The following is a 12,026-nucleotide window of genomic DNA, read 5'->3' as shown; positions in this document are numbered from 1 at the left end:
GACGTGGTTGCGTTACGTCATCGGTCATATACAGGACTGGCCGGTGAACCGGGTCCGCGATCTGCTGCCATGGAAGGTCGAGCTTCCCTCTGCCTGAACGTCAATACGGTCTGAATGCGACGCTTACTTCGCAACGTTGCCTCGCTTCGCCCGGCACAAACCGCCTTCGGTGGTCTTCACCCTCTTTTGTACGGACGAAAAAAAACCTGTCTTCTCAGACAGGTTTCTAAAAATGGTCGGCGAGAGAGGATTCGAACCTCCGACCCACTGGTCCCAAACCAGTTGCGCTACCAAGCTGCGCTACTCGCCGATTTTTTTAATTTGTTTTGCCTGGTGCGAAGAGAGGGACTTGAACCCTCACGTCCGTTAAGACACTAACACCTGAAGCTAGCGCGTCTACCAATTCCGCCACCTTCGCGTACCCCAGCAAAATCTGGGGTGGCTAATGGGACTCGAACCCACGACAACTGGAATCACAATCCAGGGCTCTACCAACTGAGCTATAGCCACCACTGTACTGAATGTTGTAAGTCAAACCTACAGCATTTAAATCTTTCTACCTAACGCGGTACTGATACCACCGAAGCTCATACGCACAAACTAAATGGCGCGCCCGACAGGATTCGAACCTGAGACCTCTGCCTCCGGAGGGCAGCGCTCTATCCAGCTGAGCTACGGGCGCGTAGCGCCGTTGCGGATGTGCATACTAGAGATAAGCGCCCATCCTGTCTAGTGCTTTTTAAAGAAAATAGCGCGTTTGATTACGCTTTGTGCATTTCGTCGACAAATAACGCATTTACGCCTGTGCGGACGCGAAATTCTGGCATTAATCAGCGATATCACAGATCGCCACGCCAGTGATAACGCAGGTATTTCACCAGCTTTAACTGCCTGCGCAAGCGACTGGGCTGCACGAGCAAGCGATAGAGCCACTCCAGCCCCAGTTTTTGCCAGAAGACAGGCGCACGCTTTACGTGTCCCGTAAAGACATCGTAGGTGCCGCCTACGCCCATATACAGCGCCTCTGGCCACTGCCTCTGGCAATCCGCCATGAAAAGCTCCTGCCGTGGTGAGCCCATCGCTACCGTCACCAGCTTTGCGCCGCTCGCTGCAATGCGGGCACACAGCGCCTCACGTTCAGACGGGACAAAGTAACCGTTCTGGGCACCGACGATGTTGACGTTCCATTGACGACGCAGCTTCGCGCACGTTTCATCTAATACCGCCTCACGGCCACCAATCAAAAACACCGGTGTCCCCTCGCGGCCAGCGCGTTGCATTAAGGCTTCCCACAGATCGGCACCCGCGATGCGCTGCACGGAGGCCTGGGGATATTTCTTTCGAATCGACCGAACAATACTGATGCCATCAGGATAATTGAATTCGGCCTGCTGGATTTGGGCGCTCAACGCCGCATCCCGTTCAGCACTCAAAACCTTTTCAGCATTAATGGCCACCAACGTACCTGTACGGATACCGGATGGGGGCATCAAAAAATCGACAAACGCTGTCATGCTGTCGAAACCGTACAGGGTGATACCGCGAATCTCGTAGCGTGGTGTACCGGTGTGCGTACTCATATCTTTATTGTTTTTCCCTTTCATACCAGAGGTGCATCAGCGTCAGGATGGGCTATGCAGCGGACGTTCTCTACGGCTGCGAATCAGACCGACATGATTCAGTAATCCGTAAAGCAGTTTCGCTACCGCCAGGCAGGCCGCAAAAATAAGGCAAAAAAACACCACGCGGGAGCCAAATGCATCCAGCCCTTCACGCGCCAGTACAATCATGTTGAATACCGCACCAAAACAAAAACTTTGCAGAATGGCCCCCGTATAGCGATTTGACTCACTGCGTCCGCGCTTATACAAGCTATCAAAGCCTTTAATTATTAAGCCCACAGCCACAGCACCTGGCACTATCGCCCCAATACCGCCCATCACCAGCAGTGAACCGATTAAGGTAGGAGAGATCGCCAGACCTGAATGGTTATTAAGCACCTCCCATGTGAAATAGTTGGCACTGTTCAGGACGGTCAGAGGACGGTCGGGCCACAGCCATGACGGGATAAATACATAGAAATCACGCCACATGGGCGCTAAACCCTGAAAATCGATTTTATGGTAATTTTCGAGCAGCAACGCCAGATTTTCCCAGGGCGAAAAAGTGTCCCGGGTCAGATAAAGAAAGGTATAAAACGCTTCTGCGCCCATTACGTCCAGGTTATAGCGTCGCAGCGCCAGCCAGAACATACCGGCAATGGCCATCACGCCAGCGACGGCCAGCATCCATAAGGTTATCCAGCCACGCGTAATTCCGATAAACAGAAACAGCGCAAAAGCGATGATGATATTGGCACGCGTCCCGCCAACCAGCGCATAGGTCAGCAAGCCAAAACTGACGGTGACAATCAGAAAGAGCAGCCAGTTACGGCGTGTAGGGTGTAAAAAATACGGGATCAACATCGCCGGAATAAAGAAATAGAAAAAGCGCTTCAGAGCGACACCCGAAACCTCACTGGAAAAGATCTGGTTGTAGGCTGTGAGGCGAAATAATAAAAAGCCGTTATGGATGAAAAAAACCGTCACGGTCGCGATGGCGACCAGCGCCAGCAGGCCACAGGTCAAATGCGTCTCCACACGGTTCATCTGTAGCCAGGGCCGGGCAGGTGATGTCGCCATCGGCCTGAGACGGACCTTGTAACTGACAAAGTAAATGACATAAAACGCTGTGGCAGACAGCATCGCCTGCAGTAAAAAATCGGCCGGCACCACCTGAGTGTCAAAACGAAACACCAGAATGCTGGTAAGCGGAAACCCAAAATAAAAGGTCAGCAGAAACAGCAAGGTAAAAAACAGGTGAAAGTTAAATCGTTCCTGTTTCATCTCGCGTACATTCAGCGTGACGATGATCATGAGTGACAGCACGTAGACTAACAGCAGACCACTAAACGCCAGTAGACTCATGAAGGCTCTCCTTCGCAAAGGCGCAACGCCGCCTGCCAACCCACGAGGTAACCCGGCGCCAGAAACGCAACGTGCTGCTTGTCGCATCCCATGAGCTGTCGGCGCGCTTCTGCAACGATAGCAGGCGTCAGCGCATCATCGCTGAACAGGACCGGAAGCTGTTGCGCGGTGACATCACGCCAGAAAGGATTTTTACGCGTCAGCACGAAGGGGATATTGGCTTGAATCAACAAACACAACGTGCCTACGCCCTGCTGCCGCTCGAACATAAAATAGCCTAAATGGCAGCGCGCCAACAATGCCAGATAATCATCGAAGGCCAAATTTTCACGCAGTAACGTTACCTGCCCCTGAGGAAAAAGTCTGTCAGCGGCATTCTGAATCCGGGCAATATACTCATCGTTATTGGGCGGATAGCCAAGCGGCACCGCAATACGCACATTCTGGCCAAACTGCGCCCGAATCGCTTCCAGCCCTTCTGTATGACGATTACTGGCATCGCCTGAATTCCCCAGCAGCACCGTCAGGATGTCATCCGGGCGGGGCGTTATCGCCGCGGTGGGTAAACGGGTTGGGAAGTAAAGTAAGGTGCGCGGTACCGAAGGATGGCGTTGCTGATAATGATACAGATCGCCTTCAGTCGCGAAGACACGCGCAATCCGCCCCTGCGCAATACGACGCAGAAAATAAAACAGGCGGAATTTGAGGCTGCGCGAGTCTTCATATAAATCGGCGCCCCAGACGTGCCAGTACACCTGAGACCGGTGCAGCCTGCCACTCAGTAACGCCAGCCACAGCCAGGGATTAAACTGTCCATGGCAAAAGAAACGCTGCTCGCGCTGTTTAGCCCGGCGTAAAAGTGCTTCAGAGAGCGCTTTCTTGCTGCTAAACGTTTCAATGCGCAATGCATCAAAGCCAATAAGGCTTTCCGGCTGCCTGGTGACCACCATAAAGTGACACGCCACAGGCGCAGGCAGTTCGGTGCTCATCACGTCATTAAAAAAACGCAACACCGTGAGATTGTGATGGGGAATATCCGATCCCAAAACGTGAATCAAAGTCATTTTCTTCGGCAGTAGAGAATAAAGGCGCCACAGCAGAGCGCGAAATAGATAATGTACGTGAACATATAGGCTTGCGCTGCGCCACTGGCACCGTGTAACGGAATCAGCCAACGGGAAAACAGGGTCAGTAACGCAAACTGACTGATTTCCGTCAGCACATAAAAACGTAACGATGCTTTCGCTATGACCAGATAGCCAAAAACATAAGCCCCCACTTTAAAAACATCCCCACACAACTGCCAGACGAACAGATCCCGCATATCATGGAATGCGGCAGAAAACAGCAGGCGGATAGCGATATCCCGCATTATCCACACGATCAGGCTGGCCGCCGCGACAGCCGGCAACACAAAGCGCAATGCCCGTCCGATCTCTCGTGCAATCTCTGTTTTGTTTTCTAACCTGGCCAGCGTGGGCAGCAGCCAGACGCTAAAAGTTGCGGTAATAAACTGCAGGTAAGCATCGGAAATACTGGTCACGCCCTGCCATAAACCGACCTGAGCCCAGCCGTTGTGAGCGGCAAGTTGGTTTCGCATCATGACCCAGGCAACCGGAAGCGTGACGGCGGTGATCAGTGCCATCAGCGTATACTTTGCCAGCTGACGCGCCATCTCAGGCTGCCACTGTGGACGTAGCCAGCTTAAGGGCAGCGGCACACGATACCTGAATATCACCAGGGCAGGAATAACCAGTAATGCCGGCACCATCGCTAAACCGGTTAATGCGCCCGCGTACCCTCCCAGCCCCCAGCACAGCATATAACCGGCTACGCCAGTCACGCTGCCTGTCATCAGCGCCAACGCATTACCCTGTGCATCCCGGTAGCCTTTAATTAAAGCCAGAATGAGATTGGCCCAGGCAATGCCGAACTGCAAAAAAGCAACGATACGGATAACGTTTTGATAGCGATCGTGCCCAAACAAGGCGGTACTGACAGGGGCTGCAGCAAGCAAAAAAACCAGCGCCAGCAGTGTTGAAAAGCCTGTCACCATCGCCGAGGCCGTTCCAACCAGCGCGCGCAACGGCTGCGGTTGCTGGCGATATTGCGCGACAAAGGTTGTGACGCCGTTGAAAATCCCGGCCCCCGCCAGAACGCCCAGCACCGTGATCAACTGTCGAAAATTCCCCGCCTGACCAACGCCTTCCGGGCCGTAACTGATCGCCAGCAGCTTGACCACCAGCAGGCCCACGGCAATTTTGACCAGAGTTGAAGAGGCCGTCCATACAGAGGCTTTGGCTAATGACATCAGGAAAAGAAGCTCAGCAGTGAGCTGATAACCGTGCTCTGGTTATTATCTGACAGGTTAAAAAACAGCGGCAGCCGCAATAAGCGCTCACTTTCGGCCGTGGTGAAGCGGTCATCGCCCGCAAAACGGGAAAACTGCAGGCCAGCAGGTGAAGTGTGCAACGGAATATAATGGAAAACGGCCAGGATTTCGGCCTCTTTAAGCCAGTTAATCAACGCCTGACGATGTTCCTGATCGCGCAGTTTAATATAGAACATGTGCGCGTTGTGCTGACAGTCGGCCGGAACCGTGGGCAAGGTAATGTGGCCGTTTTCTGCCAGCGGTTTTAGCGCATTATAGTAGCGCTGCCATAAACGCAACCGCTGCTGGTTAATACGCTCGGAGGCTTCCAGTTGCGCCCAAAGATAAGCCGCCTGTAGATCCGCCATCAGATAACTGGATCCCATATCGCGCCAGGTATATTTGTCTACCTGACCACGAAAAAACTGGCTGCGGTTGGTGCCTTTTTCACGGATGATTTCCGCACGCTCAACCAGGCTGGCATCATTGATCAACGTTGCACCGCCTTCTCCGCCCGCCGTGTAGTTTTTGGTTTCGTGAAAACTAAAGCAGCCGATATGACCGATAGTGCCTAAGGCCCGCCCTTTATAACGTGACATCACGCCCTGCGCAGCATCTTCAATGACAAACAGCTTGTACTGGGCCGCCAGCGCCATGATCGTGTCCATCTCACAGGCAACGCCGGCATAATGTACCGGTACGATAGCACGCGTTTTATCCGTGATGGCGGCTTCGATCAGCGTTTCATCCATATTCATCGTGTCAGGGCGCACATCCACAAACACGATTTTTGCGCCCCGGAGTACAAAGGCATTCGCAGTGGACACAAAGGTGTAACTCGGCATGATGACCTCATCGCCGGGTTGAATATCGATCAGCAATGCCGCCATTTCCAGTGATGCGGTACAGGAAGGCGTCAGTAACACTTTTGCACTGCCGAAACGCTGTTCCATCCACTGCTGGCAACGGCGCGTAAAACCACCATCGCCACAGAGCTTGCCGCTGCTCATGGCCGACTGCATATAGTCGATTTCGCTGCCCACAACCGGGGGCGCATTAAAGGGAATCATGACCTCTCCTGTAAAACCAGTACGCCGTGCTTTCCAGTCGTGCACCACTGCGTAAATAAAGACGCATCGCCGTGAGATTGCTGATTTGTGTTGCGACGCGCAGCCGATCGAGCTGGCGTACACGTCCCCAGTCAGCTGCCGCCAGCATCAGGCGCTGACCAATGCTTTGCCCCTGCGCCGCAGGCACGACAGCCAGTAAGCCAATGCGGGCATCGCCATCTACCTCACGCAAAGACACGAATCCCTGCAGCGCACCGCTGTCATCGCAGGCCACCAGACACTGATGATCAAAGGTGCCAAGTACCGCATTTTCAATCCACTGCGCGTAAAAACGTCCGCTCTCTTCTGGCGCAAACCACGGCGAACGAAACCGACTCTGGCGGAAGGCCTGAGAAGCCGCCTCACGCAGTGCGGGGATCTGGCCTTGACGGGCAATACGAACCCCCGTTTGCCGCTCGGTTCGTTTAATCGTGAGGGACAACTCCGCCTCGCCCTCCACCAACTGGAACTGATGTTGATTCAGGGCGTCAATAGTGGCGGTCTGATCAGCGGGCACTTTAATTTGAAACAACGCACAAGGATGCTGAAGCGCGCTTTCCAGCGGCAATGTTCCACCCGTTTCCAGTCTGACAGACTGGATGCCGAAAAACTGGCTCTCCCAGTCGAGGGGATTGACCTTAACGTGAACGGACATGTGTTCCTCAGAGCTTTGTTAATCAGCGTCTGTTTTCAGCGCCAGACACCTTTCGTATCAACGACCCATTGCTGGGTCACGTGCGCCGCATCAATGGCGCGGAACGCCTGATGATCGACCAGCATCACCAGAATATCGGCCTGTTGCAGCGCCTGCTCTGTTGACACCAGCGTGGCCTGCGTTTCCAGACGTTCGGGAATCTGCTCAATATGCGGTTCAGTCACCCAGGTACGGCCCTGATGCCAGTCTGCAATCAAATGGGCGACTTCCATCGCCGGGCTTTCACGCAGGTCATCAATATTTGGCTTAAACGCCAGGCCAAAACAGGCAATCGTCAGATCGCTGGCGCGCTTATCGGTTTGCGTCAGACAGTCTGCCAGTGCTTTTTTTACCTGCTCCAGTACCCAGTGTGGCTTGGCATCATTCACTTCGCGGGCGGTACGGATCAGTCGCGCTAAGTCAGGGTTCTGCGCCACGATAAACCAGGGGTCGACGGCAATGCAGTGTCCGCCTACGCCGGGACCGGGTTGCAGAATATTCACACGAGGATGACGGTTTGCCAGCGCAATAAGCTCCCAGACATTAATCTGCTGCTCAGCACAGATCAGGGACAGCTCATTGGCAAACGCAATGTTTACGTCCCGGAAGCTGTTTTCGGTCAGCTTGCACATTTCGGCGGTACGGGCATGAGTTTCCACGCACTCGCCCTGGAGAAAAAGACGATATAACGCGCTGGCACGGGCAGAACAGGCTGGCGTCATGCCGCCAATAACACGATCGTTTTTAATCAGCTCGACCATGATCTGGCCGGGCAAAACACGCTCAGGGCAGTAGGCAATAAAAACGTCCGGTTCATCGCCCTGCTGGGGGAAACGTAAATCAGGCCGCTCGGCAGCCAGCCACTCCGCCATCTGCTCGGTACTGCCTACCGGAGACGTCGACTCCAGAATCACCAGATCGCCTTTTTTCAAAACCGGTGCGATGGATATTGCGGCCGCCTGCACAAAACGTAAGTCGGGCTGGCGATCGGCCTGGAAAGGCGTAGGGACGGCAATCAAAAAGGCGTCCGCCGCTTCCGGTTGCGTGGTGGCACGTAAATCGCCACGCGCAACGGCTGCCTGCACCACCTGTTCCAGATCGGGTTCGACGATATGAATGGCACCGCGGTTGATGGTGTCAACAGCCCGGGCATTGATATCAACGCCCACCACTTTTTTTCCCTTTGAGGCAAAAACGGCTGCGGTAGGCAGCCCAATATAACCCAGTCCAATGACGGAAATGGTTTCAAAACTCATAAGTTGGCTCTGTTATCTTTTAAGGCTTGTAAGATTCGCCCGCAGGCATTGCCATCCCCATAGGGATTATGGGCGCGGCTCATGGTCTGCCAGGCCTCGTCGTCATTCAGTAATGCGCTGACTTCGGCAACAATCTTCGCCGTATCCGTTCCCACCAGCTTTACTGTTCCCGCGTCAACCGCCTCTGGCCGTTCCGTGGTTTCACGCATCACCAAAACGGGTTTACCCAGTGAAGGCGCTTCTTCCTGAATTCCGCCAGAATCGGTGAGAATGAGCCAGGCACGATTCATGAGCCAGACAAACGGCAGATACTCCTGCGGCTCAATCAGTACTATGTTCTTGATGTCGCGCAGAATGCGGTTAACGGGCTCATGGACATTCGGGTTGAGATGCACAGGATAAACGATCTGCGCCTCAGGGTGCTGACGCGCAATTTCGGCTAAAGCGCTACAAATACGCTCAACCCCCCCGCCAAAACTTTCCCGCCGATGGCCCGTTACCAGTACCAGCTTTTTGTTTTCATCCAGAAACGGATAACGTGCAGCCAGTTGCGCATTAATGGCGTTATCATCTAGTACCCGATCGCGCACCCACAGCAGGGCATCAATCACCGTATTGCCGGTAATCACAATGCTGTCATCGGGCAGATTTTCATCCAGCAGGTTCTGTCGGGAACGGGAGGTTGGCGTGAAATGCAGCCGTGCCAGATGGCCTGTCAGTTTACGATTGCCCTCTTCAGGCCACGGCGATGCCAGATCGCCTGTCCTTAAACCCGCTTCAACATGGCCGACAGGTATTTGTTGATAGAACGCAGCCAGACTGGCCGCCAGCGTGGTTGTGGTGTCACCGTGAACCAGAACAATGTCGGGTTTGAAATCGAGAAGGACGGTGTGCATGCCTTGCAGGATACGGCAGGTTATTTCCGTTAATCCTTGTTCAGGCCGCATAATATTGAGGTCGTAGTCAGGTTGAAGCTGAAATAAGCTCAGCACCTGATCGAGCATTTCACGGTGCTGTGCGGTTACGCACAGCCGTGATTCAAAAGCCGGATCCTGTGCCAGGGCCTGAACGAGTGGTGCCATCTTAATGGCTTCAGGTCGGGTGCCAAAAACTGTCAGAACTTTCACACTGTTTCTCTCAATCTTGTGTATCTGACATGGGTCGCCGACGACGTGCCAGTGCCACACCGGCGCCAACCAGTGCCCCTACCGCGCCCCACATCACCATCATAAATACCCGGCGTGGGCTGTTACGTGACACCGGCTCTTCCGGTGTACGTAAATAACGGTAGGTCTGAAATTTGTTGGTTAACGCAGGTCCTGCATCCAGTGTCGTCAGCATCGCTTTATTTTGATCGTAGCTTATATCAAAGCTCGGTCCCGTCGCACGCAGGGTGTCGAGTTGCACCTGCAATAGCGGCTGACCGATTAAAAACAGGTCGCTGTCAGCAAGACTCTCACTGACTTCATTCGTCTGTTTTTCAGTAATTCCTTTTTGGCTGGCCACCTTCAGCGCCTGTTCCAGACGATGAATGCGACGCTGGAAGACGGCATTCGCCACAGCTTCCTGACGCCTGACCTGTGCCTGAAGTTGCGCATCTCGTGCCTGCCACGCACCTTTTAGCTCCGCGTTGAGATGACGTGCTGCGCGCTCACTGGCATAGGCAATGTACTGACGCAACAGGTTGTTGGCATCGCTCGCCGTTTCCGCTTTCAGTTTGACGCTGTCGAACGTGTTACGCGCGGTATCCGCTGGCGTAAACTGGATGTTATCAATTAGCTCATCTAACAGGACCGCATCATTGTGCGCATTGCCGCTTTTCCGGCTTTTGTAATAGTCGGTTTGCAGCCAGAACTCGCGACGAGTATCCCAGGAGGAAAGCTGCACCAGAAACTCATGATAAACCTCATCCATCACGTTGGGAGACGCGCTGGTTAACGTCACGGCGTCATTGCGTACATCCAGGTTATTGAGAAACTGCTGCTGTGAATAGTACGAGCCCAGCATATTCACCGTTGGACGCCCTGTAATCGCCGTTGTGCTCCATACCTGTTTCATCAGCAGCGTCGCCAGCCAGGCTGCCACTGCAAACAGCACTGCGCAACCGACTATCCAGTGCTTTCCGCGCCACAAGCGGCAGCACAGGCCGCGAATATCCAGTTCGTTCTCCACAACGTTTGCAGGCATCACAGCGTCATCCTTTTTAAGACTCATCAGGGTTCATTTTTCCTGGCATTTCTAAAATTATTCAGGCGGCGTTTAAAGCGTCTGATTTTTCTTGCCACGCGCCATGCGTGCTTCAAACAATAGCCGTAACCCATGAAGGCAATCAGAAACAGAATTAACATCACCCATTCAGGTATAAAGGCAAGGTATTCTCCCAGTACGCCAATACCTGCAAGAAGTGCCGCAGCGGAAGTAATCAGGACGAAAGCCTGACGGGAAGTAAAACCGGCCCGCATAATTAAATGGTGAATATGCTGACGATCGGCAGAAAAGGGGCTCATTCCCTTGCTTAAACGACGATACATGATGGCTACCATATCCATTAAAGGAATGGCGATTAGCCACAATGCCGTAACAGGTGTAATAGGATGACTCAGGCCCTGAGTCGTTTCGAGCAAAATCCATATGATGGTGAAACCAATCATAGTGCTGCCCGCATCCCCCATAAAGACTTTGTAGCGCCGGCCCAGAAAACCGAGATTAAGAAAAACATAGGGTAATGTGGCGGCGATCATCGCGAAGCACCACATTGCGAGGCTGTGTTGGCCATCAAGGTAGAGAATAATTCCCATTGCCGCAAAGGTCACAATGGAAAGCCCCCCTAAAAGGCCATCGATGCCATCGACCATATTGAAAGCATTAATTGCTGCCCAGACAGCAAAAAGAGTGAGGACGTAACCAAACGGCCCGACAATCAATTCAACCGGGCCTATGATAAATCCGAGGCTCAGCAAATAGAGCTTGCCAAAAAACATCATCACTACAGCCACAATACCTTGTACTGTCGCGCGAATTTTTACGCTGATGTCGAACCTGTCATCCAGCGCCCCGACAAATACCAGTACGCCCGCGCAGGCCAGGTAAAGCATGGCGTGCGGCAGGTAATAATTAGTAATGTAAAAGGCGAAACAGATACCTGCATAAACGGATATGCCCCCCACCAGCGGTACTACCCCCTGGTGGCGCTTACGCATATTGGGCTTGTCAACCAGTCCAATTTTCTCGGCTGCTTTACGAGCAAGGAAAAGAAACGCCAGGGAAAAGACAAAAACTAAACCAAGCTCAGTACTCATAGTGAGTAAATTCACGTTAAACGCTCTCAGCTATCATCCTGGATACACACAATACGCGAAAGAAGGCGCATATTACCGTCCCAGATTCCGAATTCGGCATTAAGCGGTGTACGAACGGTCAACCGTCCACCACTTTCACCGTCATTATTATTACGTCTGCCAGACCACAATCCTATAGCCCGTAAATGAAAAACGCCACGTCAGAACGTGGCGTCAGAGCTATTTTACGATCTTTTAAAGTAAAAAACGCCATCCTGCTCAGATGGCGCGGCTTTGTTGAATAATAGGTAATCATTCTGTTTTGTCTGCACTGTTTTGGTAGAAAACGCTG

11 protein-coding genes and 4 tRNA genes are annotated in these 12,026 nt (G+C 53.0%); 1 reads left to right on the top strand and 14 read right to left on the bottom strand.

Going from position 1 to position 12,026, the window contains the following annotated elements:
* A partial coding sequence (locus F7Q90_RS05495) for a transposase domain-containing protein (RefSeq protein ID WP_151160719.1) occupies window positions 1-97 on the top strand: 97 nt, incomplete at its 5' end.
* Window positions 98-233: 136 nt separating this feature from the next.
* On the opposite strand, the gene F7Q90_RS05490 is transcribed toward F7Q90_RS05495, so the two are convergent.
* The 14 genes from F7Q90_RS05490 to wecA form a co-directional block, all read right to left on the bottom strand.
* Window positions 234-310, bottom strand: a tRNA-Pro gene (locus tag F7Q90_RS05490).
* A 21-nt stretch (window positions 311-331) separates the two neighbouring features.
* A tRNA-Leu gene (locus tag F7Q90_RS05485) sits at window positions 332-418 on the bottom strand.
* A 16-nt stretch (window positions 419-434) separates the two neighbouring features.
* Window positions 435-510 (bottom strand) — tRNA-His (locus F7Q90_RS05480).
* A 95-nt stretch (window positions 511-605) separates the two neighbouring features.
* A tRNA-Arg gene (locus tag F7Q90_RS05475) sits at window positions 606-682 on the bottom strand.
* Window positions 683-839: 157 nt separating this feature from the next.
* On the bottom strand, window positions 840-1,580 hold the full coding sequence (wecG, locus tag F7Q90_RS05470) for a lipopolysaccharide N-acetylmannosaminouronosyltransferase (protein ID WP_006121441.1): 741 nt from the start codon (window positions 1,578-1,580) through the stop codon (window positions 840-842).
* A gap of 42 nt (window positions 1,581-1,622) precedes the next feature.
* Window positions 1,623-2,966, bottom strand: a complete 1,344-nt coding sequence (gene wzyE / locus F7Q90_RS05465; protein ID WP_006121440.1) for an ECA oligosaccharide polymerase — start codon at window positions 2,964-2,966, stop codon at window positions 1,623-1,625.
* Window positions 2,963-4,030, bottom strand: coding sequence for a TDP-N-acetylfucosamine:lipid II N-acetylfucosaminyltransferase (locus tag F7Q90_RS05460; RefSeq protein ID WP_006121439.1), 1,068 nt, complete (start codon window positions 4,028-4,030; stop codon window positions 2,963-2,965). The genes wzyE and F7Q90_RS05460 overlap by 4 nt, the downstream gene beginning before the upstream one ends.
* The gene (wzxE, locus tag F7Q90_RS05455) at window positions 4,027-5,277 is read right to left on the bottom strand and encodes a lipid III flippase WzxE (RefSeq protein WP_006121438.1); all 1,251 of its coding nucleotides are present in this window, start codon (window positions 5,275-5,277) and stop codon (window positions 4,027-4,029) included. The genes F7Q90_RS05460 and wzxE overlap by 4 nt, the downstream gene beginning before the upstream one ends.
* Window positions 5,277-6,407: a dTDP-4-amino-4,6-dideoxygalactose transaminase gene (rffA, locus tag F7Q90_RS05450; protein ID WP_006121437.1), complete on the bottom strand. Its 1,131-nt coding sequence runs from the start codon at window positions 6,405-6,407 to the stop codon at window positions 5,277-5,279. Before rffA ends, wzxE begins: the two co-directional genes overlap by 1 nt.
* Window positions 6,394-7,101, bottom strand: a complete 708-nt coding sequence (gene rffC / locus F7Q90_RS05445) for a dTDP-4-amino-4,6-dideoxy-D-galactose acyltransferase (protein WP_006121436.1) — start codon at window positions 7,099-7,101, stop codon at window positions 6,394-6,396. Before rffC ends, rffA begins: the two co-directional genes overlap by 14 nt.
* Before the next feature lie 35 nt (window positions 7,102-7,136).
* Window positions 7,137-8,396 (bottom strand): UDP-N-acetyl-D-mannosamine dehydrogenase, encoded by a 1,260-nt coding sequence (gene wecC / locus F7Q90_RS05440; protein ID WP_006121435.1) that lies wholly within the window; start codon window positions 8,394-8,396, stop codon window positions 7,137-7,139.
* Window positions 8,393-9,523, bottom strand: coding sequence for a non-hydrolyzing UDP-N-acetylglucosamine 2-epimerase (gene wecB / locus F7Q90_RS05435; protein WP_006121434.1), 1,131 nt, complete (start codon window positions 9,521-9,523; stop codon window positions 8,393-8,395). The genes wecC and wecB overlap by 4 nt, the downstream gene beginning before the upstream one ends.
* 10 nt (window positions 9,524-9,533) lie before the next feature.
* Window positions 9,534-10,583 carry an ECA polysaccharide chain length modulation protein gene (gene wzzE, locus F7Q90_RS05430; protein WP_006121433.1) on the bottom strand — a complete coding sequence of 350 codons (1,050 nt, stop codon included), beginning with the start codon at window positions 10,581-10,583 and terminating at the stop codon, window positions 9,534-9,536.
* A 26-nt stretch (window positions 10,584-10,609) separates the two neighbouring features.
* Window positions 10,610-11,695 (bottom strand): UDP-N-acetylglucosamine--undecaprenyl-phosphate N-acetylglucosaminephosphotransferase, encoded by a 1,086-nt coding sequence (gene wecA / locus F7Q90_RS05425; protein ID WP_033737346.1) that lies wholly within the window; start codon window positions 11,693-11,695, stop codon window positions 10,610-10,612.
* Between the last annotated feature and the right edge of the window lie 331 nt (window positions 11,696-12,026).

The sequence above is a fragment of the Pantoea stewartii subsp. stewartii genome (assembly GCF_008801695.1).
In the GTDB taxonomy this organism is placed as follows: Bacteria; Pseudomonadota; Gammaproteobacteria; order Enterobacterales; family Enterobacteriaceae; genus Pantoea; species Pantoea stewartii.
The sequence above is the reverse complement of the archived record's forward strand: the minus strand, read 5'-3'. Positions and strand labels throughout refer to the sequence as shown.